The sequence below is a fragment of the Curtobacterium sp. PhB172 genome (assembly GCF_003752545.1).
Classification (GTDB): Bacteria; Actinomycetota; Actinomycetes; order Actinomycetales; family Microbacteriaceae; genus Curtobacterium.
Genome location: NZ_RKIF01000010.1, coordinates 267,767 through 289,777, shown reverse-complemented (window position 1 = coordinate 289,777; position 22,011 = coordinate 267,767). Strand labels below are relative to the sequence as shown.

Genomic DNA, 22,011 nt, shown 5'->3' with positions numbered 1-22,011 from the left:
GTGGGGTTCCTTTCGTTCCGTGGTCCATGCTCACGGGCCGGGAGGCACGGCTCCAGTGGCAGGGAAGCCAGTGTCCGAAAGGATGTCGCCGCCACCGCCGCGACGGCGCGGTCAGTCCTGGAACGTCCGGCGGTACTCGGTGGGCGAGGTCCCGAGGATCCGCCGGAAGTGCGTCCGCAGGTTCGCGTCGGAACCGAGGCCCGCTCGCTCGGCCACCTGGTCGACGCCGAGGTCCGACTGCTCCAGGAGCTCCCGCGCGAGGTCGACGCGCGCCCGCAGCACCCACTGCATCGGCGTGTACCCGGTGTCCTCCACGAACCGGCGTGAGAACGTCCGGGTCGACACCGTGGCGTTCCGCGCGAGCGCTTCGAGCGTGAGCGGCTCGGCGAGGTGCCGGAGCACCCACTCCCGGGTGTCGGCGAACACGTCGCCGAGCGGTTCGGGCACGCTCCGCGGAACGTACTGCGCCTGGCCGCCGCTGCGGTACGGGGCGCTGACGAGCCGTCGCGCGACGTGGTTCGACAGCGCCACGCCGTGGTCCTGCCGGACGATGTGGAGGCACAGGTCGATCCCGCTCGCGGCGCCGGCACTCGTCAGCACCGAGCCCGCGTCGACGAACAGCACGTCCTCGTCGACGTCCACCTCGGGGTACCGCTCACGGAGCACCCGCGTGTAGTGCCAGTGCGTCGTCGCCCGGTGGCCGTCGAGCAGCCCGGCCGCCGCGAGCGCGAACGCCCCCGTGGAGATCGCCGCGATGCGGACGCCGCGCTCGTGGGCCCGCGCGAGTGCCGCGACGACGTCGGCCGGCGGCGCCGAGTCCGACGGGCGGCGGTAGCCGGGCACGAAGACGGTCTCCGCCCAGTCCAGTGCCTCCAGCCCGTGGTCGACCGCGTAGGCCAAGCCGTCGCCACCGGTGATCCGGCCGACCCGGGGGCCGCATACCCGCACCTCGTAGGGCATGCTCGGCCGGTTCGAGAACACCTGCGCTGGGATCCCGACGTCGAGCGGTTTCGCGCCGTCGAGCACCAGGACCGCGACGCGGTGCAGTGGGGTCCGGGCCATACCGGCGACGCTAGCCGAACACGTCACCCTCGCGTTCTCCACAGATCTGTCAGCCCCCTCCCCTAGGATCAGCACACCACGTACGCTCCGTACGTGCCGTACTCACCGGAGGCCTTCGTGCCCATCGCAGCCGACTACCCCACGTACTCGCGCGCCCGCGAGCACTTCAAGGACATGCTCGACGCCACCGCGACCGGCCGCACCGTGACGATCGCCCGCGACGGCGCCGTCTCCGCGATGCTGCCCGTCGACCGGCTTCGCGACTACTTCTTCCGGACCGTCTCCCCGCGGGTCAGTGTCTTCCGCGAGGCCGGCGCGGTCGTCGCCCTCATGGAGGGGCGCCCGTTCGTCGCCCAGGGAACGGACGTCGACGACGCGCTCGACGACCTCGCCCTGTCGCTGCGGGAGTACGCGGTCGACTGGGAAGACCGTCTCCAGCACGCCCCGAACCACCACGACGCGTGGGCGCTCGTCCAACTGGTCAAGCTGTCCACGGACGCCGAACTGCGCGACTGGTTGGAGCGCGGCGGTGAGTAGCCCGAGGCACCCTGCTCCGAACCGCGAGCACCACGACACGTTCTGCACGACCGAGCGCTGGACACTGGTGCGCGGCGCCACCGGTCAGCCCGTCCGGCACCATCGCACCTACGAGCTCGTGCTCTGGGACGCACGCGTCCTGCGCACCCGGATCTCGAGGCCCGTAGACCGGTCGACCTACGGTGCGCGCATGTGGGCGCACGTCCTGCGCCACCAGCTGCAGGTCGATGCACCGGCCTTGTGGCGCTGCGTCGACGACGGCACGCTGCCGGACCGGGGCAGCCCCGTGCACCCGGCGCCCGCGAACGCCCTCCCGCTGTACCTGGTGCGGGCACTCCACGACCTCGGAGTGCCCGAGTCGGAGATCCTCGACCTCGGACCCGCCGACGCTGCCGGACTCCACGCCGAGCTCCTGCGCCGGGCGGCCGAGCAGTCCTGATCGTCAGGCGTCGCGCACGGCCAGCACCCGGTGCGGCGATGCCCGTTCCGCTCGCCACCCGGTCGGCAGTGTGTCCCGCAGCTCCGCCAGCGTGAAGGACCGGCGGATCGACCGCAGGCCGTCGACCCGCACGAAGGTCCCCGCGGACACCAGCGGCGACGCCAGCGCGTACGCGCGGTAGGCCTCGCGTGACCGTCGGATGTCCGAGTGCACGCTGCGACCCGACGCGAGCGCCTCCGAGTCCGCCAGGAACCCGTTCCGCTCGTCGTCGCCCAGGTGGTGCAGGACGTGGTTCGACACCACGACGTCGAACCGCTCGCCCGCCGTCACCAGGTCGCCGCTCGACTGCTGCCGGAAGGTGACACCCCGCGGTGCCCGTCGGTTCGCCGCGTCGATCGCCCGCGGGTCCGGGTCGACCCCGACGACCTCGACGTCGAACCCGTCGCTCGCCGCCCACCGCACGACGGCCCGGGCCAGGTCGCCGCCGCCGCACCCGAGGTCGAGGACCCGGGCGCGGCCGTTCACCGGCAGGGCCGGAACGACGTGGGTCCGCCACGCCGAACGCCAGCCGCTCACCAGGGCGTTGACGAGGGCGAAGCGCCGGAAGGTCCGCGCGAGCGCGCGCGGGTCGCAGTCCGGGTCGTCCATGAGTTCGGTCAGGTCGACCGCGCGCGTGCGCAGGTCGAGGACCGGGAGGCCCGTGGAGCCGCCGTCAGGACGGCTCACGTGCGCACCATGGTCAGTCGTGCACTCTCGACCGTGAGACCGGGGCCGAAGGCGAGCGCCACGACGGCAGCACCGTCCGGGATCCCGGCGTCGAGGGCCTCGCGGAGCACGAACAGCACGGTCGCGCTCGACATGTTCCCGTGGTCGCGCAGCACGGTCCGGCTCGCCGCGATCGCCGTGTCCGGCAGGTCGAGCGCCTGCTGGGTGCGGTCGAGGATCGCACGCCCACCGGGGTGCACGGCCCACACCGGCACGTCGGCGGCCGGTCCGTCGAGCAGCGACGCGACAGCCTCGGCGACGCTGCTGCCGACGAGCTTGGGGACCGCGGTGCTCAGGACCATCTCGAAGCCCTCGTCGCCGATGTTCCAGGCCATCTCACCGGCGCTCTCGGGCACGACGGCGGTGGCGAACGCGTCGAGGCGCAGGCCGGGGCCGTCGGCGGTGACCACGACGGCGGCGGCACCGTCCCCGAAGACGCTGTTCGCGACGATCTGGTCCGGGTCGTCGCTGGCGCGGACGTGCAGGGTGCAGAGCTCGGCGCAGACGACCAACACGACGGCGTCCGGGTCGGCCTCGGCGAACGCGGCCGCGATCCGGAGTGCCGGGAACGCCGCGCAGCACCCCATGAACCCGATGTGGTGGCGGAAGACGTCAGGGCGCAGGCGGAGCTCGGTCACGATGTCCAGGTCCGGGCCGGGCTGCGTGAACCCGGTGCACGAAACCGTGACGACGTGCGTGACCGAGGCCGCGTCGACGGCCGCCCGGTTCAGAGCGTCACGAGCAGCCTCGACGAAGAGCGGCGGCGCGAGCTCGCGGTAGCGGTCGTTGCGGGTGCCCGTGGAGGGCGAGTGCAGCGCGCCGTCCGTGTCGCGGAACGCGCCCGCTGGACGGCTCCGGTCGAGTTCGGCCAGCACGGTGTGCCGGTGCTCGACCGCCGAGGCGTCGAAGGCTGCGGGGACGAGCCGCCGGCCGAGACGACCGAGCTCGGGCTGCGCAGCGAAGAGGTCTCGCACGGCAGCCTGCTCGAGCGTCGTCTCCGGGACGGCGGTTCCGATGGCGCGGATCGTTGCGGACACGACTCATCCTGTCACCGGGTCGCTGACGCGTCCCCAGATTCGACGATCTCGAACGCGACCACGGACGGACGGGAGGCGCGGTGCCAGCTGGCACCGCGCCTCCCGTCCGTCGCCGGAACTCGTCTACGCCTGCTGCGCGCGCTCCAGCACCAGCTCGCGGACGCGGGCGGCGTCCGCCTGGCCCTTCATGGCCTTCATGACGGCACCGATGATGGCGCCGGCGGCCTGGACCTTGCCGTCCTTGATCTTCGCGAGCACGTCCGGTTGGCCGGCGAGAGCCTCGTCGACCGCGGCGGTGAGCGCCGAGTCGTCGGACACGACCTTGAGCCCACGGGCCTCGACGACCTGGGCCGGCGAGCCCTCGCCGGCGATGACGCCCTCGAGCACCTGGCGGGCCAGGCGGTCGGTCAGGTCACCGGACTCGACGAGGGCGATGACCTCGGCGACGTGCTGCGGCGACACGAGGTCGCCGGGCTCGGCGTCCTGCGCGTTCGCGACACGGCTGATCTCGCCGGTCCACCACTTGCGGGCTGCCTGCGGCGCGGCTCCGGCGGCGACGGTGCCCTCGACCTGGTCGAGCAGCCCACCGTTCACGACGTCCTGGAACTCCAGGTCGGCGAAGCCCCAGTCGCCCTTGAGGCGACGGCGGCGAGCCACCGGGGCCTCGGGCAGGGACGCACGGAGCTCCTCGACGACCGCGGGGTCCGGCACGACCGGCAGCAGGTCGGGCTCGGGGAAGTAGCGGTAGTCGTCGGCATCCGACTTCGGACGGCCAGCCGAGGTGCGGCCGGTGTCCTCGTGCCAGTGGCGGGTCTCCTGCGTGATCGAGCCGCCGTCGGCCAGGATCGCGGCCTGGCGCTGGATCTCGTAGCGGATCGCACGCTCGACGGCACGGAACGAGTTGACGTTCTTCGTCTCGGTGCGGGTGCCGAGCTTCTCCTGGCCGCGGGGGCGCAGCGAGATGTTGGCGTCGCAGCGCAGGTTGCCGCGCTCCATGCGGGCCTCGGAGACACCGAGTGCGCGCACGAGGTCGCGGATGACCTGCACGTACGCGGCACCGAGCTCGGGGGCACGGTGCTCGGCACCGAAGATCGGCTTCGTGACGATCTCGACGAGCGGCACACCGGCGCGGTTGTAGTCGACGAGCGAGTACTCGGCACCCTGGATGCGGCCGGTGGCACCACCGACGTGCGTCAGCTTGCCGGCGTCCTCTTCCATGTGGGCGCGCTCGATCGGGATGTTGAAGATCGTGCCGTCGGCGAGTTCGACCTCGACCTCGCCCTCGAACGCGATGGGCTCGTCGAACTGCGAGACCTGGTAGTTCTTGGGGTTGTCCGGGTAGAAGTAGTTCTTCCGGGCGAACCGCGACGACTCGGCGATCGAGCAGCCGAGCGCGAGCCCGAGCTGGATCGAGTACCGGACGGCCTGCGCGTTGACGACGGGCAGCGACCCGGGCAGCCCGAGGTCGACCGGCGTCACGTTCGTGTTCGGCTCGCCACCGAAGAAGTTCGGCGCGTCCGAGAACATCTTGGTCTTCGTCGCGAGTTCGACGTGCACCTCGAAGCCGAGCACCGGCTCGTAGCGCTCCAGTGCCTCGTCGAAGTCCATGAGCGCGTCCTTCTGCGCCATCAGATCACACCTTCCTGCGCAGCCGACTGCTGACTCTGGTCGAGGTCCGGGATCCGGTCGATGAGCGGGGCTCCCCACTGCTGTTCGAGCAGACGCTCGAGGGCCGCACCGTAGCGGTACAGGCGGGCGTCCTCGCGCTGCGGGGCCATCAGCTGGACGCCGACGGGCAAGCCGTCCTCGGGTGCGAGGCCGTTCGGGATGCTCATGCCGGGCACGCCCGCCAGGTTCGCCGGGATCGTGGTGAGGTCGTTGAGGTACATCGCGAGCGGGTCGTCGATGCGCTCACCGATCGGGAACGCGGTCGTCGGGGCCGACGGGCTGATGAGCAGGTCGACCTGGTCGAACGCGGCCTGGAAGTCGCGCTGCACGAGCGTGCGGACCTTCTGCGCCGAGCCGTAGTACGCGTCGTAGTACCCGGCGCTCAGGGCGTAGGTGCCGAGGATGATGCGACGCTTCACCTCGGGACCGAACCCGGCTTCGCGCGTGGCGGCCATGACGTCCTCGACCGTCGCACCGTTCTCCGGCGTGACGCGCAGGCCGAAGCGCACCGAGTCGAACTTCGCCAGGTTCGACGAGGCCTCGGCCGGCAGGATCAGGTAGTAGGCGCTGATCGCGTAGGCGAACGACGGGGCGTCGATCTCGACGACGACCGCACCGGCCGACTCGAGCAGCGCGACGGTCTCCTGGAAGCGCTGGGTGACCCCGGCCTGGAAGCCGTCGCCACCGGCGAGCTCCTTCACCACGCCGACGCGCAGCCCGCGCAGCGTGTCCGCCTGCAGGCCTTCGCGGGCGGCGGCGGCCATCGAGGGCCAGGCGTCGGGGATCGAGGTGGAGTCGCGCGGGTCGTGCCCGCCGATGACGTCGTGCAGGAGCGCGGCGTCGAGGACGGTGCGGGCGACCGGGCCGATCTGGTCGAGGCTGGACGCCAGGGCGATCGCGCCGTAGCGGCTGACCCCGCCGTAGGTCGGCTTCACACCGACGGTGCCGGTGACGGCGCCGGGCTGACGGATCGAGCCACCGGTGTCGGAGCCGAGGGCGATGGGTGCCTCGTGCGCGGCGACGGCAGCGGCCGAGCCACCGCCGGACCCGCCGGGGATGCGGTCGAGGTCCCACGGGTTGTGGGTCGGTCCGTACGCCGAGAACTCGGTGGTCGAGCCCATCGCGAACTCGTCCATGTTGGTCTTGCCGAGCGGCACGAGGCCGGCGGCGCGGAGCTTCGCGACCGGGGTGGCGTCGTACGGCGGCATCCACCCTTCGAGGATCTTCGAGCCCGAGGTGGTCGGCATGTCCTGCGTGCACAGGACGTCCTTGATCGCGATCGGGACACCGGCGAGGGGCCCGAGGTCGTCGCCGGCCGAGCGACGCGAGTCGATCGACTTCGCGACGGCGATGGCGTTCTGGTTGACGTGCAGGAAGGCGTGCACGTCGCCGTCGACGGCGGCGATGCGGTCGAGGTGGGCCTGCGTGGCCTCGACGCTCGAGACGTCGCGCGCCACCAGGGCGTCGGCGAGCGCCGCGGCGCTCATCCGCGTGATGTCGGTCACTGTTCTTCTCCCAGGATGGCGGTCACTCGGAACCGTTCGCCGTCGGAGTCCGGCGCTCCGGAGAGCGCCTGCTCCTGCGTCAGCGTCTGGCCGACGACGTCGGGTCGGGTGACGTTGCCGAGCGGCACGGGGTGGCTCGTCAGCGGGACGTCGTCGGTCGCGACCTCGGCGACCTTGGCGACGCTCTCGACGATGTGCGACAGCTCCCCGGTCAGCTTCTCGATCTCGTCGGGCGTGAGTGCGATACGTGCGAGGTTCGCCAGGTGCGCGACCTGCTCGCTCGTGATGTCAGGCATGGTGCTCCGTCGATCGGTTCGTGGACGTCCGACAGTCTATTGGCTGCGGTCGATCACGCAGGCGCGGCCGTGGACGGCTGCCCGGAGGCCCGTCACCGGTCCGCCGGACCGGTGACGGGCCTCCCGGCGGCGTGGACCCGAGCGGTCACTTCCCGTTCTGGTCACCCGCTGCCGGAGCCGCCGTGGCGGCGGGTGCCGCCGGTGCAGCCGGCGCCGCAGGAGCGGCTGGCGCAGCGGGGGCCGCCGTCTGCGTCGGCGTGGTCGGCGTCGACTGGTCGGCCTGCGACGCGCCGGACCCCGACGACGTCGAGGACTGCGACGACTGCGACGAGTGGCTCGCCTGCCCGATCATCGCCTGGCTCGGCGTGGGCAGGGCATCCCCGCCGACCGTCTGGTCCAGGTACGCCATCATCGACTTCCCGACCCCGAACTTCGCGCTGTACCCGGTGGTGCCCTGCAGGAACGGCCAGTTCGCCAGGCTCACGCTCCCCTGCACGTTCCCGATCCAGGTGGCGTTCGTGTACTTCGTCGACGACGCGACGAGCCAGTTCTGCACGTCGCCGTCGGTGGTGCCGGTCTTCGCGAACTTCGGCACGCTGTCGCCGGGGTTCGCACTGGCGGCGGTGCCGGAGCCCGACAGCACGCCCTGCAGCGCGTAGTCGACGGTGCCGGCGACGTCCGCCGAGACCCCCTGCGTGCAGGACGACGGCGTCGGGGTGATCTTCGTGCCGTCCGCCTCGGTGACCGAGTCGATCGCGGTCGGCGTGCAGACGACGCCGCCGTTCGCGAAGCCGGCGTACGCCTCGGCCAGGTCGATCGGCGACAGTTCGTTGACGCCGAGGATCGACGAGGGGGTCTGCCCGAGGGCACCGCCGTCGGCGCGGTGGATGCCCATCGACTGCGCGAGCTGCGCGATCTTGCAGAGGTCGAGCTGCTTCCCCATCGCGCCGAAGGCGGTGTTGATCGACTCGACGGTGGCGGCCTGCACGGTCATCGACGCCGGCACCGACTCGGCGTTCGCGACCGGCCACGTCCCACCGCTGACGTTCTGGCACGAGTTCGTGAACTCCGAGTTCTGGAACGTGTGCTCGGTGGTCGACACCGACTCGGAGAGCGTGTGGCCGGTCGCGAGCCACTCGGCCAGGGTGAAGACCTTGTAGGTGGAGCCGGTCTGGAACCCGCCGGAGTTGCCGTAGCCGGAGTCCGCGCTGTAGTCCACCGCGGTCGACCCCGCTGCGGCGTTGTCGCCCTGCGTGTACGACGTGTTCTGCACCATCGACATGATGCGTCCGGTGCCGGGCTCGACGGTGACGTTGGAGCCGCCGACGTCGACGCCGGCCATCGTGGCGGGCACGTAGGTCGACAGTGCGGTCTGCGCCTGGCCCTGCAGGTCGAGGTCGAGCGAGGTGTGGATCTGCAGGCCCTTGGTGTCGAGCGTCGCGATGCGCGCCGCGGCGGTCTTGCCGAACGCCGGGTCCTGCAGCACCTGGTCGCGGACGTAGTCGCAGAAGTAGCCGGCGTCGTAGTTCGTCGCCGCGGTCGAGCAGCCGTTCGCGGTCTCGGTGATCTTCGGCGTGACCGGGGTCGCGATGGCCTTCGTCATCTCGGCCTTCGTGATCGACCCGTGCGCCTGCATGCGGCGGAGGACGTAGTCGCGTCGCTCCTTGGTGAGCGCGTAGCCGTTCGCCTGCCCGTTCGCCTTGTCACCGGGCACGTCGATGCGCAGGTTCGAGGGGTTGTTGAGGATCGCCACGAGCGTGGCCGACTGCACCAGCGACAGGTCCTTCGCGTGCACGCCGAAGTAGTACTCCGCACCGGCCTCGGCGCCGTACACCCGACCGCCGAGCCCGACGATGTTCAGGTACCCGGTCAGGACGTCGTCCTTCGAGTACTTCTTGTTCACGGCGATCGCGTACCGCATCTCCTGCAGCTTCCGCTGCGGCGTGACGCCGGCCGCGTCCTCGTAGCAGGCCTCCACCTTCTTCGCCGTGGCGGCCTGGTCCTTGCCGGTGAGCTCCTCGCACTGCTGCACCAGGACGTTCTTGACGTACTGCTGCGTGATGCTCGATCCGCCTTGGACGTCGCCGCCGACGACCGTCGCGGCCACTCCGCGCAGCGTGCCGAGGACGTCGATGCCGCCCTCGTCGTAGTAGCGGGGGTCCTCGGTGTCGATGGCGGCCTGCTTGAGCGTGTCCGCCATCTGGTCGGCCGTGACGTTCGTCCGGTTCTCGGCGTAGAACGACGCGATCTTGACCTGCTTGCCGCCCTTCGTCGCGTACACCGACGAGACCTGCTGCGGCGTCTGCACGTCGAGGTAGCTCGGCAGGTCCTCGAAGAACGCGACCGCACCCGAGGTGCCCTCACCCGCGACGGCGACCGCGGGCGTCACCGCGACGGCGACGAGCATGCCGGCGAGCACGGACATCACCACGAACATCAGGAGAGCACCAGGCCATCGCACCACACGCATGCCCCGAACCGTAGGGAGGCGGGCTGTACTGGTTCTGCCGTGGAACCGACTGAGGCTGCGCCGTCGCTCAGGTTGCCGCTCAGGCAACACCTGTCGCGGGTCGCGATCCGCGCGGGGTCGCGGATCCGGCCGGGAGGCCCGGTGCGGCCCCGGCACGTCGGCCGCCGGTCACGATCCGGTCACGCCCAGGGCCTCGCCCCGTCAGTCGCGCGGCTGCAGGTCCTGCGGACGGACCAGGTACATGTCGACCGACGCGCCGACGACGCCGTCGTCACCGGTGCTGCCGCGTCGGATCTGCTCGCGGACGAGGTCACCACGGCCGATCCCGATCAGGGCGACGTCGTGCAGCGATGCGGTGCCCGGCTTGAGGTAGTCGTTGTGCCCGACCGGACGGCGGAACAGCTCCCCGGCGGCCAGTGCGTCGGCACCGCCGGCCAGGTTCATCACGGTGGCGCCGAACGACGAACCGCCCGGGTCCGTGCCGTAGTACCCGGACCCCGCGATCGGGTCGCTGTGCGCGACACCGACGAACACCTCGTCCGAGGCGACGTCCAGGTCCGCCGCCGACCGGACGTCGCTGCCCGGTGACCCGAGCACGGTGAGGGTGTCGGCGCTCATCCGTCCGGAGGCGAGCGCCATGAGCGCCGTCGTCGACCCGTACGAGTGCGCCACGATGTTCAGCCGGGGCTGGTCGCCGTCGCGGATCTGCCGCAGGCCGTCGACGGTGCGCTCGAGTCGCTGCGCCCCGGAGTCGGCGAGGCTGAGCGACATGATGTTCGACAGGTCGGGCGTGCGGTAGCCCATCCACGCCACGACGGCGACGCCCGTCCCGTCGCCGGAGCCACCGGCGGCCAGCGGCGCGAGGGTCGCCTGTTCGCTCGCCAGGTCGTTGGCGGTGTTCGTGAAGTCGGCCATCTGCCCGGTCACGGTGAAGAACATCCCGGGGACGATGACGGTGACGTCCGCCGCGGTGTCGAGGTCACCGATGCTGATCGCCGCTCGGCCCGCCGCCCGGGTGTCGAGCGTGATGAGGAACCGCTGCGGGTCACCGGGTTCGCGCCGCAACGAGTCCCGCACCTGTCCGAGCATCGCGGCGTGCGCGGCGCCGGTGTCGGGGTCGGCGAGTCCGGTGGTCAGGGTCGACCGGTTCGCGCGGTCGCGGACGGCGTACGGCACGCCCTCGAGGTTGCCGATGATCGACGGCACGTGGATCAGGAGCGTGCCCTGTTCGTCGGCGCCGAGTCCCGCCCACCACTGCGCGACGACGGCCGCCGCGGGCGGGTCGTCCTGCGCGGTGGCCACGACACGACGGTCGTCGGCGGCGCGGCGCAGGTCACCGGCGCCGAGGACACCGAGGTCGTCGAGGAACGCCCGACCGTGCGCGTCGGCGACGGTGTCGACGTCGATCTGTCCCCCGGTCATGACCGGCAGGGGCACCGGGTGCTGCTCGGAGACGAGCGCGACCGTCACGGTGGCCGGGGCGGCATGGGTCGGAGGCGCGACGGGGGCCTCGACCACTCCGAGCGAGTGCATCGAGGCGGTGAGCAGAGCCGCGGCGATGAGCAGCAATCGGGTCTCCCCCTGGAAGGCCGTCCCGCCGTCTCCCTGCAGACGACGGGTGATGCTCTGTCGAGTGTAAGGAGAATGCCCGAGGATCGGTCATGCGCGATGCAACTTGTCCCCCGAACTGGGTGCGTCCGACGGCGCGCCGCAGTGTGCGGCCGCGTCGCGGTCGTGCTCGTCGCCCCGGCTCAGCCCTCGGGCGCGGGCACCTTTGACTCGGGGAGCGCGCTCGGCCCCTCGGTCACGAGCAGGTGGAACTGCTCGGCGTCGATGATCCGGAGCCCCAGCTGCTCGGCCTTCGTGAGCTTCGACCCGGCCCCGGGACCCGCGGCCACGAAGTCGGTCTTCTTGCTGACGCTCGACGCCGCCTTGCCGCCGGCGGTGATGATCGCCTCGAGCGCGCCCTCGCGCGTGTACCCCTCGAGGGACCCGGTCGCCACGACCGTGACGCCGCTCAGGACACCGCCCTCGATCGCCGCGCCCCCGGGGCCGGGGTGGTCCGGCGTGGTGAACTGCACGCCCGCCGTCGTCCAGCGGTCGATGATCTCGCGGTGCCAGTCGACCTCGAACCACGCGAGCAGGGCGTCGGCGATGATCCCGCCGACCCCGTCGACCGCCGCGAGTTCCTCGCGCGAGGCGCTGCGGATCCGGTCGAGCGACCCGAAGTGGTTCGCGAGCGCCCGCGCCGCGACCGGCCCGACGTGGCGGATGCTCAGCCCCACCATGATGCGCCAGAGTGGTTTCGTCTTCGCCGCGTCGATGTTCGCGAGCATCTCGAACGCGTTCTTCGACGGGAAGCGGCTCGGCTCGCCGGTGTAGTCCGCACCGCGGGCGTCGGCGTCGAAGGGCGGGTCGGTCTTCTTGCGCGCGCGGCTGAACGGGGTCACGCGCTTCGGGTCACCGGCGTCGTCGACCTTCTCCATGCCGGTCTCGGCGTCGCGGACGATCACCTCGATCGGGACGATGTCCTGCATCGTCAGGTCGAACAGCCCGGCCTCGGTCACGAGCGGCGGGGTCTCCGGGTGCAGCGGCTGCGTGAGCGCTGCGGCTGCGACCTCGCCGAGGCCCTCGATGTCGAGGGAACCGCGCGATGCGATGTGCTCGACACGACCGCGGACCTGCGCGGGGCAGCTCTTCGCGTTCGGGCAGCGGAGGTCGATGTCGCCTTCCTTCGCGGGGGCGAGCTCGGTACCGCACTCCGGGCAGTGCGTCGGCATCACGAACTCGCGCTCCGTGCCGTCGCGGAGCTCGACGACCGGACCCAGTACCTCGGGGATGACGTCGCCGGCCTTCCGCAGCACGACGGTGTCGCCGATCAGGACGCCCTTCGCCTTGACCACCTGCTGGTTGTGCAGGGTGGCCTGGCGGACGACCGACCCGGCGACCTCGGCCGGGGCCATCACTGCGAACGGGGTCGCACGACCCGTGCGGCCGACGCTCACCACGATGTCGGTGAGCGTCGTGTGGACTTCTTCCGGCGGGTACTTGTACGCGATCGCCCACCGGGGCGCACGAGACGTCGAGCCGAGTTCTTCGTGCAGGGCGAGGTCGTCGACCTTGATGACGACGCCGTCGATCTGGTGCTCGACCGAGGCACGGCGGTCGCCCGTGGAGCGGACGAAGGCGTTCACCTCGTCGATGGTGTCGAAGACCCGGTAGTGGCTGCTCGTCGGCAGCCCCCACGTCTCGAGCAGCTCGTACACCTCGGACTGCGAGCGGACGTCGGTCTCCTGCTCGAGTTCGCGCACGGGCCACGCGCCGATGCCGTGCACCAGCATCCGCAAGCGCCGGAGCCGGTCGACCATGAGTGCGCGCTTCGCCTCGGACTTGCCCTCTTCCTTCTGGCGGAGGGACCCGGCGGCGGCGTTGCGCGGGTTGGCGAAGACGCGCTCCCCCGCCTCGCGCTGGTTCGCGTTGAGCTCGTCGAACTCGGCGACCGGGAAGAAGATCTCGCCGCGGACCTCGACCAGGGGCGGGTGGCCGGTCCCCGACAGCCGGTCCGGGATCGTGCCCATCGTCCGGACGTTGCCGGTGACGTCCTCGCCCACGACACCGTCACCACGGGTCGCCGCCGACACCAACCGGCCGTGCTCGTAGCGCAGGTTGATCGCGAGGCCGTCGATCTTCAGCTCGGTCAGGAACCGGACACGCTCGGCACCGGCGTCGCGCTGCACCTTGACGGCCCACTCGGTGAGCTCGTCCGGGCTGAACACGTTGTCGAGCGAGAGCATCCGCTCGGCGTGCTCGACCGGTGCGAACTGCGTGGTCTGCGCCTGCCCGCCGACGGTCTGGGTCGGGCTGTCTGATCTCTTTAGATCAGGATGCGCGTTCTCGAGCATCGTCAGGATACGCAAGACATCGTCGTATTTGTTGTCTGGGACGACGCTATCGTCGCGGTCGTAGTACTCGCGTCGAAGTCCGGTGAGGGCTTCGCGAGCTAGGAGTGCTTCGTCTTCGCTCTCCATCTGGCTCAGGGCGTCGATCGAAAGCGAGCGTTGAGCGTCGAACCAACGCACAGCCTCGCGTAACATCCGCGCATCGTTTCGCCGTTGGAGTTCCTCCAGCATCGCTCTTGCCGGGATCTGCGAAAGATCGCGCTCGGGCATCACCATGTACTCAGTTCTACCGCGAACCACTGTCGTTGGACGCAGCGAGCCCACTCCCCGGGAGCGGCGGTCTCAGGAGTCGATGGGGACGGCGCTGACGGTGCTGTCGATCGTGCACTGTCCGAGCACCCGGGTGCCGACGTAGACCACGGCCGTCTGGCCTGGGGCGACCCCGTGCAGCGGCTCGTCGACGTCGATCACGAGCACGTCGTCCTGCACCCGCGCGGTCGCCGGCACCGGGTCGGCGTGCGCCCGGATCTGGACGTCGCACGCGAACGGCGTCTGCGGGTCGGCCGGTGCGGTGCCGGCCCAGGTGAAGCGGGAGCCCGACATCGACGACACGGCCAGGGCCTCCTTCGGACCGACCACGACGGTGTTGTCCTTCGGGCGGATCTCGAGCACGAACCGGGGCTTGCCGTCGGCGGCGGGGCGCCCGAGCGACAGTCCGCGGCGCTGCCCGACCGTGTAGCCGTGCGCGCCGTCGTGGGAACCGACCACGGTGCCGTCGCGCTCGACGACGTCGCCGGTCTCGCTGCCGACACGGTCGGCGAGCCAGCCGCGGGTGTCGCCGTCCGGGATGAAGCAGATGTCGTAGGAGTCGGGCTTCTGCGCGACCGTCAGCCCACGCTCGGCGGCCTCGGCCCGGACCTCGTCCTTCGACGGGGTCGCCCCGAGCGGGAACATCGCGTGCTGCAGCTGCTCGGCGGTCAGGACCCCGAGCACGTAGGACTGGTCCTTCGCCCACGCGGCCGAACGGTGGAGTTCGCGGGAGCCGTCCGGGCCGGTGACGATCGAGGCGTAGTGCCCGGTCGCGACGGCGTCGAAGCCCAGGGCCAGCGCCTTCTCGAGCAGCGCCGCGAACTTGATCCGCTCGTTGCACCGCATGCAGGGGTTCGGGGTGCGACCGGCCTGGTACTCGGCGACGAAGTCGTCGACGACGTCCTCCTTGAACCGGGCCGAGAAGTCCCACACGTAGTAGGGGATGCCGAGGGCGGACGCGGCGCGCTGGGCGTCCATCGAGTCCTCGATCGTGCAGCACCCGCGGCTGCCGGTCCGGAGCGTGCCCGGCATCCGGCTCAACGCCAGGTGCACACCGACCACGTCGTGCCCGGCGTCGACCGCCCGGGCAGCAGCCACCGCCGAGTCGACCCCACCGCTCATCGCCGCCAGAACACGCATGCCTCCAGGGTAACCCGCCGACGAACCCGTACCGCTGGCGTACCGTTGTCCCTGCGATGGCCACGACGGGGAACGACTCATTCGACTTCCGGTCCGTCCTGTTGTCCGGGTTCCTGCCCGCGGCGCTGTTCGCCATCGGCGAGGGCGCGATCATCCCGATCATCCCGATCGCCGCGGACTCCCTCGGCGCGACCCTGGCGTTCGCGGGCTTCGTCGCGTCGCTCATCCTGGTCGGCGAACTCATCGGCGACGTGCCGTCGGGCATCGTCGTCGCGCGGATCGGCGAGCGGAACGCGATGATCGGCGCCGCCCTGGTGTCGGTCGGCGGCCTCGTCGTCTGCACGACCGCGGCGAACGCGTGGGTGCTGGCCCTCGGGGTGTTCCTGGTCGGCGTCTCGACCGCGGTGTTCGCCCTGGCACGGCACGCGTACATGACCACGGCGATCCCGGTCCGCATCCGTGCCCGGGCGCTGTCGAGCCTGGGCGGGGTCTTCCGCTTCGGGTACTTCGTCGGGCCCTTCCTCGCCGCCGGTGTGATCCACCTGACCGGCACCACCGCGAGCGCGTTCTGGATCCACGTCGTGTGCTGCCTGGCGGCGGCGACCGTGCTCCTGGTGCTGCGCGACCCGGCGACGGGCGCACGCGGTCTGCGGATGCCGCCACGGGCCTCCCGGTCGGGGTCGGACGCGACCGGCGTGACCGAGCCGTCCACCGACACCGGCGCGGTCTTCGTCGGCAAGGAGGCGCACGGCCTCTTCCGCACCCTGCGCACGAACCGGGCCGTGCTGCTGCGGCTCGGCAGCGGCGCCGCGCTCATCGGCGCGATGCGTGCCGGACGCCAGGTGATCCTGCCGCTGTGGGCGGTCAGTGTCGGGTTGAACGACTCGACGGCTGCGTTGATCATCGGCATCGCCGGTGCCGTCGACTTCGCGCTGTTCTACACGAGCGGCCAGATCATGGACCGCTGGGGACGGTTGGCGAGCGCACTCCCCTGCATGCTCGGGCTGAGCATCAGCTACTTCCTGCTCGCCTGGAGCGGGCACCTCGACGCGCGGGTCGGCTGGTTCGTCGGGATCGCGATGGGGATGTCGCTCGCCAACGGCGTCGGCTCCGGCATCCTCATGACGCTCGGCGCCGACCTGGCTCCGCGCGACGACCCGGCGCCGTTCCTCGGAGCCTGGCGCTTCACCGGCGACTTCGGGTCGGCAGCGGCACCGCTCGTGATCTCCGGGGTGACGGCCGTCGCGACGATCGCGGTCGCGAGCGGCGTGATGGGCGTGCTCGGCCTGATCGGTGCCGGAGTGCTGCTGCGGTACGTGCCGCGGTACCTGCCGCGCCAGCTCCGCTGACGCGCGCGCTGCGCGGCCGGCGCACGGGGCGCTGCGTGCTGCGTTCTGCGTGCTGCGTGCTGCGTGCTGCGCGCTGCGCGGCCGGCGCACGGTGCGCGTCCCGCCGCTTCGTGCGAGGTTCCCCGCTCCGTGCGCACCTGCTGCGGCGCACGGAGCTGCCAAACCCGCACCACGTGACGTCCGGCGCACCGTGCGCACGGGCGCACCACCACCGCCCGGGAGGCCCGGCGCACCCCCGCCACGAACACCGCACCGTGTCGACACGGTCACCCACAACGCCGCTGGCCGCTCCGTGCGCACCTGCTGCGGCGCACGAAGCAGCCAAACCCGCACCAGGTGACGTCCGGCGCACCGTGCGCACGTGCGCGCCACCACCGCCCGGGAGGCCCGGCGCACCCCCGCCACGAACACCGCACCGTGTCGACACGGTCACCCACAACGCCGCTGGCCGCTCCGCGCGCACCTGCTGCGGCGCACGAAGCGGCCAAACCCGCACCAGGTGACGTCCGGCGCACCGTGCGCACGCACCCACGTCCGCCGACGTCCGCCGACGTCCGCCGACGCCGGCCGACGTCCACCGACCAGCGACCAGCGACCAGCGACCAGCGACCGCTCGGTAGACTGCCGCTGCTCGCGGGAGTGGTGGAATCGGTAGACACGCAGGATTTAGGTTCCTGTGCCCCAGGCGTGAGGGTTCGAGTCCCTCCTTCCGCACCGACCGTTGCGTGCTCGCGCATCTCATACCACCGAGGGACGTTCCGGTCACGCGCGGACGGTACCCTCGTCGTGCGGGTGACCCTCCCGTCACCGCATCTGCACGACCGGAAGAGACATGCACTCCGTCGCACTCGCCCTGATCCCATGGCTGGATCCGCAGTACATCCTCGACCACTTCGGGGCGGTCGCCGTGCTCGTCGTCTGTGCGATCGTCTTCGCCGAGACCGGTCTGCTGATCGGCTTCATCTTCCCGGGCGACAGCCTGCTCGTCATCACCGGCCTGTTCGCGTTCGACCGCGGCGGCGAGATCGGCGGCATCCCGATCTGGGTCGCGGCCCTGATGATCGGCGCGGCGGCGTTCCTCGGTGGGGAGCTCGGCTACTACATCGGCAAGAAGGCCGGTCCGCCGATCTTCGAGCGCAAGGAGAGCGGTCTGTTCTCCAAGGCGAACGTCGAGCGGACCAACGCGTTCTTCCACCGCTTCGGCCCGCTCGCGGTCATCCTGGCGCGCTTCGTGCCGGTCGTCCGCACCTTCGCGCCGATCGCCGCCGGCGTCGGCCGCATGGACTACAAGAAGTACTCGCTCTACAACGCGATCGGCGCCGTCGTCTGGGGTGTCGGTGTGACGTTCCTCGGGTACTTCATCGGGCACATCCCGTTCGTCGCCCACATCGTGCGCGAGTACATCGACATCATCCTGCTCGCCGCCGTCCTGGTCACCGTCGTGCCGATGGCGCTGACGTACATCCGGAACGCCCGCAAGGCGAAGAAGCGCGAGCACCAGGCCGAGTCGACGGCCGTCGACCCGCAGCTGTAGCGGTACGCCGGACCGGACACGACAGGCCCACACCGTTCGGTGTGGGCCTGTCGTCGTCGCAGGTGGGCAGTTCAGAGCCCGAAGTGCTCCCGCACGACCGGCGCGATGCCCCGGAACGCCTTGCTGCGGTGCGACAGGGCGTTCTTCTCGTCGCGGGTGAGCTCGGCCGACGAGCGGTCGGCGTCGTCCGGCCGGAACACCGGGTCGTAGCCGTGTCCGCCGTCGCCGACCGGCGCGGTCAGCACCTCGCCGTTCCACACCGCCTCGACCACGTGCTCGAACCCGTCGGGCGTGACGAACGCGGCCGCGCACACGAAGGCGGCCGTCCGCTCCACGACGCCGTCGAGGTTCTGCAGCAGCAGCGCGATGTTGTCGGCGTCCGACCGGGTGCCCGCGTACCGCGCCGAGTGGATGCCCGGGGCACCGTCGAGCGCGTCGACCGCGATGCCGGAGTCGTCGGCGAGCGCCGGCAGCCCGGTGTGCGCGACCGCGGCACGGGCCTTGATCAGGGCGTTCGCGGCGTAGGTGTCGCCGTCCTCGACCGGCTCGGGACCGTCGTACCCGACGAGCTCGACACCCTCGCCCAGCGCCGACCCGAGGATCTCGCGCAGTTCCACGACCTTGCCCTGGTTGTGGGTGGCCAGGACGACGGTGCCGGTCACGCCAGCCCCAGCACGGTCTTCTGGATCGCCGCGAGCGACTGGTTGCCGGCCAGGCCCAGGTCGAGCAGGACGTTCAGCTCGTCGCGGTCGAACGGCGCGTGCTCGGCGGTCCCCTGCACCTCGATGAACTTGCCCGACCCGGTCGTGACGATGTTCATGTCGGTGTCGGCGGCGGAGTCCTCGGTGTACGCCAGGTCGAGCATCGGCTCGCCCGTGACGATGCCGACCGAGATCGCCTGCACGCTGTCGGTGAGCGGGGTGGCCTTCTTGCCGATGAAGCCCTTGCCGCGGCCCCACTCGATCGCGTCGACCATCGCCACGTAGGCGCCGGTGATCGACGCCGTGCGGGTGCCGCCGTCGGCCTGCAGCACGTCGCAGTCGATGACCAGGGTGTTCTCCCCGAGGGCCTTCGTGTCGACCACGGCGCGGAGCGAACGCCCGATCAGCCGGGAGATCTCGTGGGTGCGGCCGCCGACCTTGCCCTTGATCGACTCGCGCTGCATGCGCTCGTTCGTCGACCGCGGCAGCATCGAGTACTCGGCGGTGACCCAGCCGGTGCCCTTGCCGGCGAGCCAACGGGGCACGCCGTTCGTGAACGAGGCGGTGCAGAGCACCTTGGTGTTGCCGAACGAGATGAGCGCGCTGCCCTCGGCCTGCGTGCTCCACCCCCGCTCGATGGTGACGGGACGGTGTTCCTCGGCCTGGCGGCCGTCGATGCGGGTGGTCATGGTGTCCTTTCGGTCCGGCCTGGAGGCGCGGTGCGGGTCATCGGGGCGGGCGGCGGCTGGCGGCTGGTCGCCGCTCAGGCCCGCCCACGGGGCAGCGTGATGGCGCCGGTCTCGAGGTGGCCGACGCGGACGATCTCGGGGCCGAGGAACCGGCGGGCGAGCCGCAGGAACCCGTCCTCGTCGTCGCCGGTCGACTCGAACGAGTACGTCGGGGCGGTGGTGGAGGTGCGTTCGAGGCCGTGCTCGACGAGCCGGCGGTACACGTCACTGGCGGTCTCCTCGGCACTCGACACCAGGGTGACGTCCGGGCCCATCACGTACTGGATGGCAGCGGACATCAGCGGGTAGTGGGTGCAGCCGAGCACGAGGGTGTCCACGTCGGCGGCGCGGATCGGGTCGAGGTACCCGGCGGCGACCTCGCGCAGCTCCGGCGACGAGGTGTCCCCCGCCTCGACGAACTCGACGAAGCGCGGGCACGCCGCCAGGGTCAGGCTGACGTCCGAGGCCACGGCGAAGGCGTCCTCGTAGGCGCGCGAGGTGATGGTGCCGACCGTGCCGATGACGCCGATGCGCCCGGTCCTGGTCTGCTTCACGGCGGCGCGGGCGGCGGGCTGGATGACCTCGACCACCGGGATGCCGTACGCCTGCTCGTACCGTTCGCGGGCATCGCGGAGCACGGCCGACGACGCGGTGTTGCAGGCGATGACGAGTGCCTTGACGCCGAGTTCCACCAGGTCGTCCATGACCTCGAGCGCGTAGCGGCGGACGTCCGCGATGGGCTTCGGGCCGTACGGCGAGTGCACGGTGTCGCCGACGTACCGGATGCTCTCGCGCGGCAGTTGGTCGATGATCGCGCGGGCCACCGTGAGCCCGCCGACCCCGCTGTCGAAGACTCCGATCGGTGCATCCGTCACGGTGACCAGCGTACCGACGCTCGCAGTAGTGTCGGGGAGGTGACCAGCGCGCTCCTGACGGACCAGTACGAACTCACCATGGTCGACGCGGCCCTGAAGGACGGCACCGCCCACCGGCGCTGCGTCTTCGAGGTGTTCGCCCGGCGGCTGCCCGACGGTCGTCGCTACGGCGTCGCGGCCGGTCTCGGCCGGTTCCTGACCGCCCTCGGCGACTTCCGCTTCGGCGACGACGAGATCGGGTTCCTGCGCGACCGCGGGGTCATCGACGAGGGCACCGCAGCCTTCCTCGCCGACTACCGGTTCACCGGGGACGTCCGGGCGTACCGCGAGGGCGAGGTCTACTTCCCCAACTCCCCGATCCTGCAGATCGAGGGCACGTTCGCCGAGGCCGTCGTGCTCGAGACGCTCGCCCTGTCGGTCTTCAACGCCGACTCCGCCATCGCCTCGGCCGCCGCGCGCATGGTGTCCGCCGCCGACGGGCGTCCGCTCGCCGAGATGGGCTCGCGCCGCACCGGCGAGTGGAACGCCGTCGCCGCAGCACGGGCCGCGTACATCGCCGGGTTCGGCGCGACGAGCAACCTCGAGGCCGGCCGCACCTGGGGCATCCCGACGATGGGCACCGCGGCGCACGCGTTCACCCTGCTGCACGACTCCGAGGAAGAGGCGTTCCGGTCGCAGCTCGACGCCCTCGGCAACGGCACGACGCTGCTCGTCGACACCTACGACATCGAGCAGGCCGTCGAGACCGCCGTCCGGCTGACCGACGGCAAGCTCGGCGGTGTCCGCATCGACAGCGGCGACCTGCCCTCGGTCGTCGCGGCCGTCCGGGCGCAGCTCGACCGGCTCGGCGCGACCGACACGAAGATCACGGTCACGAACGACCTGGACGAGTACACGATCGCGGCGCTCCGTGCGGCCCCCGTCGACTCGTACGGCGTCGGCACCTCGGTCGTCTCCGGCTCCGGACACCCCGCGGCCGGCATGGTCTTCAAGCTCGTGGCGCACCAGTCCCCCGACGGCGACGACTGGGTCGCCGTTGCCAAGAAGTCGGCGGACAAGGCCTCGATCGGTGGCCGCAAGGAAGCCGGCCGACGCCTGCGCAACGGTGTCGCCACGGCCGAGGTCGTGCTCACCGCCGGACAGGTCGGCCCCGACGAGCGCCCGCTGCTCGTGCCCGTCGTCACCGGCGGCGAGGTCGATCCGGCGTTCCTCGGAGCACAGGGCGTCGAGGCCGCGCGAGCGCACCACAAGCAGGCGAAGGCCGAGCTGCCGGCGGACGCCGCGCGCATCGGTCGCGGCGACCCCGCGATCCCCACCCTGGTGATCTAGCGCGCCGCTGCGCATCGCTTGGTGAGCAGAAATGGTCGGGTCCCCGAAGGCGACCCGACCATTTCTGCTCACGATGCGCGGGCTACGTCTACTCGGACTTCATCTTCTCGTAGATGGCCTTGCAGTCCGGGCACACCGGGAACTTCTCCGGGTCGCGGCCCGGGATCCACTTCTTGCCGCACAGCGCCTTGACCGGCTTGCCGGACAGGGCGGACTGCAGGATCTTGTCCTTCTTGACGTAGTGCGAGAACCGCTCGTGGTCGCCGGGTTCGATCGCTTCGTCTTCGAGGAGCTTCTCGAGCTCCCGGTCCATCACGTCGAGGCCGCCGCCTGGTTCCGTCATGCTCATGGGTCCAGGGTACGACGGT

The 22,011-nt window shown here is 71.3% G+C and carries 19 protein-coding genes and 1 tRNA gene; 6 read left to right on the top strand and 14 right to left on the bottom strand.

From position 1 onward, the window contains the following. Positions 1 to 111: 111 nt before the first annotated feature. A complete protein-coding gene (locus tag EDF42_RS15490) occupies positions 112 to 1,062 on the bottom strand; it encodes a GlxA family transcriptional regulator (protein WP_123673166.1) in 951 nt (316 codons plus the stop codon). Between the two features lie 93 nt (positions 1,063 to 1,155). Between EDF42_RS15490 and EDF42_RS15485 the strand changes: the two genes are divergently transcribed. Both EDF42_RS15485 and EDF42_RS15480 read left to right on the top strand, forming a co-directional pair. Continuing rightward, the gene (locus EDF42_RS15485; RefSeq protein WP_123340742.1) at positions 1,156 to 1,599 is read left to right on the top strand and encodes a prevent-host-death protein; all 444 of its coding nucleotides are present in this window, start codon (positions 1,156 to 1,158) and stop codon (positions 1,597 to 1,599) included. After that, positions 1,592 to 2,038, top strand: coding sequence for a cytotoxic translational repressor of toxin-antitoxin stability system (locus tag EDF42_RS15480; RefSeq protein WP_123673164.1), 447 nt, complete (start codon positions 1,592 to 1,594; stop codon positions 2,036 to 2,038). Before EDF42_RS15485 ends, EDF42_RS15480 begins: the two co-directional genes overlap by 8 nt. A 3-nt stretch (positions 2,039 to 2,041) precedes the next feature. Here the strand turns inward: EDF42_RS15480 and EDF42_RS15475 are convergent, their stop codons facing one another. The 9 genes from EDF42_RS15475 to mnmA all read right to left on the bottom strand — a co-directional run bounded on the left by EDF42_RS15475 (position 2,042) and on the right by mnmA (position 15,127). Then, entirely contained in the window at positions 2,042 to 2,764 is a 723-nt protein-coding gene (locus tag EDF42_RS15475; RefSeq protein ID WP_123340740.1) for a methyltransferase domain-containing protein, read from the bottom strand. Beyond that, a complete protein-coding gene (locus tag EDF42_RS15470) occupies positions 2,761 to 3,840 on the bottom strand; it encodes a type III polyketide synthase (protein ID WP_123673162.1) in 1,080 nt (359 codons plus the stop codon). The genes EDF42_RS15475 and EDF42_RS15470 overlap by 4 nt, the downstream gene beginning before the upstream one ends. Before the next feature lie 123 nt (positions 3,841 to 3,963). Then, positions 3,964 to 5,469, bottom strand: a complete 1,506-nt coding sequence (gene gatB / locus EDF42_RS15465; protein WP_123340738.1) for an Asp-tRNA(Asn)/Glu-tRNA(Gln) amidotransferase subunit GatB — start codon at positions 5,467 to 5,469, stop codon at positions 3,964 to 3,966. Then, on the bottom strand, positions 5,469 to 7,013 hold the full coding sequence (gatA, locus tag EDF42_RS15460; protein ID WP_111085022.1) for an Asp-tRNA(Asn)/Glu-tRNA(Gln) amidotransferase subunit GatA: 1,545 nt from the start codon (positions 7,011 to 7,013) through the stop codon (positions 5,469 to 5,471). The genes gatB and gatA overlap by 1 nt, the downstream gene beginning before the upstream one ends. Next, positions 7,010 to 7,309 (bottom strand): Asp-tRNA(Asn)/Glu-tRNA(Gln) amidotransferase subunit GatC, encoded by a 300-nt coding sequence (gatC, locus tag EDF42_RS15455; protein WP_111085021.1) that lies wholly within the window; start codon positions 7,307 to 7,309, stop codon positions 7,010 to 7,012. Before gatC ends, gatA begins: the two co-directional genes overlap by 4 nt. Before the next feature lie 145 nt (positions 7,310 to 7,454). Next, the gene (locus tag EDF42_RS15450; protein WP_123673160.1) at positions 7,455 to 9,779 is read right to left on the bottom strand and encodes a transglycosylase domain-containing protein; all 2,325 of its coding nucleotides are present in this window, start codon (positions 9,777 to 9,779) and stop codon (positions 7,455 to 7,457) included. Positions 9,780 to 9,980: 201 nt separating this feature from the next. Next, positions 9,981 to 11,348: an alpha/beta hydrolase gene (locus EDF42_RS15445; RefSeq protein WP_123673158.1), complete on the bottom strand. Its 1,368-nt coding sequence runs from the start codon at positions 11,346 to 11,348 to the stop codon at positions 9,981 to 9,983. Positions 11,349 to 11,530: 182 nt separating this feature from the next. Further along, positions 11,531 to 13,807 (bottom strand): NAD-dependent DNA ligase LigA, encoded by a 2,277-nt coding sequence (gene ligA, locus EDF42_RS15440; RefSeq protein WP_123673274.1) that lies wholly within the window; start codon positions 13,805 to 13,807, stop codon positions 11,531 to 11,533. Positions 13,808 to 14,020: 213 nt separating this feature from the next. After that, complete coding sequence (mnmA, locus tag EDF42_RS15435) at positions 14,021 to 15,127, bottom strand: tRNA 2-thiouridine(34) synthase MnmA (protein ID WP_123673156.1); 1,107 nt, start codon at positions 15,125 to 15,127, stop codon at positions 14,021 to 14,023. Between the two features lie 56 nt (positions 15,128 to 15,183). Here mnmA and EDF42_RS15430 point away from each other — a divergent pair, with 56 nt between their 5' ends. The 3 genes from EDF42_RS15430 (at position 15,184) to EDF42_RS15420 (ending at position 18,010) form a co-directional block, all read left to right on the top strand. Continuing rightward, on the top strand, positions 15,184 to 16,476 hold the full coding sequence (locus tag EDF42_RS15430) for an MFS transporter (protein WP_123673154.1): 1,293 nt from the start codon (positions 15,184 to 15,186) through the stop codon (positions 16,474 to 16,476). A 633-nt stretch (positions 16,477 to 17,109) separates the two neighbouring features. Continuing rightward, positions 17,110 to 17,190: transfer RNA gene (locus EDF42_RS15425), tRNA-Leu, on the top strand. A gap of 118 nt (positions 17,191 to 17,308) precedes the next feature. Further along, positions 17,309 to 18,010, top strand: a complete 702-nt coding sequence (locus EDF42_RS15420) for a DedA family protein (protein ID WP_123294071.1) — start codon at positions 17,309 to 17,311, stop codon at positions 18,008 to 18,010. A gap of 71 nt (positions 18,011 to 18,081) precedes the next feature. Here the strand turns inward: EDF42_RS15420 and rdgB are convergent, their stop codons facing one another. The 3 genes from rdgB to murI all read right to left on the bottom strand — a co-directional run bounded on the left by rdgB (position 18,082) and on the right by murI (position 20,314). Continuing rightward, the gene (gene rdgB / locus EDF42_RS15415) at positions 18,082 to 18,672 is read right to left on the bottom strand and encodes an RdgB/HAM1 family non-canonical purine NTP pyrophosphatase (RefSeq protein WP_123340733.1); all 591 of its coding nucleotides are present in this window, start codon (positions 18,670 to 18,672) and stop codon (positions 18,082 to 18,084) included. After that, positions 18,669 to 19,400, bottom strand: a complete 732-nt coding sequence (gene rph, locus EDF42_RS15410) for a ribonuclease PH (protein WP_111085013.1) — start codon at positions 19,398 to 19,400, stop codon at positions 18,669 to 18,671. The genes rdgB and rph overlap by 4 nt, the downstream gene beginning before the upstream one ends. A gap of 74 nt (positions 19,401 to 19,474) precedes the next feature. Further along, complete coding sequence (murI, locus tag EDF42_RS15405) at positions 19,475 to 20,314, bottom strand: glutamate racemase (protein WP_123340801.1); 840 nt, start codon at positions 20,312 to 20,314, stop codon at positions 19,475 to 19,477. Here murI and EDF42_RS15400 point away from each other — a divergent pair. Then, positions 20,306 to 21,643: a nicotinate phosphoribosyltransferase gene (locus tag EDF42_RS15400; RefSeq protein ID WP_123673273.1), complete on the top strand. Its 1,338-nt coding sequence runs from the start codon at positions 20,306 to 20,308 to the stop codon at positions 21,641 to 21,643. The genes murI and EDF42_RS15400 overlap by 9 nt on opposite strands. 88 nt (positions 21,644 to 21,731) lie before the next feature. On the opposite strand, the gene EDF42_RS15395 is transcribed toward EDF42_RS15400, so the two are convergent. Beyond that, entirely contained in the window at positions 21,732 to 21,992 is a 261-nt protein-coding gene (locus tag EDF42_RS15395) for a DUF3039 domain-containing protein (protein WP_111033217.1), read from the bottom strand. Positions 21,993 to 22,011: the final 19 nt, after the last annotated feature.

Coding starts and splice junctions, on each gene's coding strand:
- EDF42_RS15490 (WP_123673166.1), bottom strand. CDS start 1,062: ATGGCCCGGACCCCACTGCACCGCGTCGCGGTCCTGGTGCTCGACGGC.
- gatB (WP_123340738.1), bottom strand. CDS start 5,469: ATGGCGCAGAAGGACGCGCTCATGGACTTCGACGAGGCACTGGAGCGC.
- gatC (WP_111085021.1), bottom strand. CDS start 7,309: ATGCCTGACATCACGAGCGAGCAGGTCGCGCACCTGGCGAACCTCGCA.
- EDF42_RS15450 (WP_123673160.1), bottom strand. CDS start 9,779: ATGCGTGTGGTGCGATGGCCTGGTGCTCTCCTGATGTTCGTGGTGATG.
- ligA (WP_123673274.1), bottom strand. CDS start 13,807: ATGGAGAGCGAAGACGAAGCACTCCTAGCTCGCGAAGCCCTCACCGGA.
- mnmA (WP_123673156.1), bottom strand. CDS start 15,127: ATGCGTGTTCTGGCGGCGATGAGCGGTGGGGTCGACTCGGCGGTGGCT.
- EDF42_RS15430 (WP_123673154.1), top strand. CDS start 15,184: ATGGCCACGACGGGGAACGACTCATTCGACTTCCGGTCCGTCCTGTTG.
- EDF42_RS15420 (WP_123294071.1), top strand. CDS start 17,309: ATGCACTCCGTCGCACTCGCCCTGATCCCATGGCTGGATCCGCAGTAC.
- rph (WP_111085013.1), bottom strand. CDS start 19,400: ATGACCACCCGCATCGACGGCCGCCAGGCCGAGGAACACCGTCCCGTC.
- EDF42_RS15395 (WP_111033217.1), bottom strand. CDS start 21,992: ATGAGCATGACGGAACCAGGCGGCGGCCTCGACGTGATGGACCGGGAG.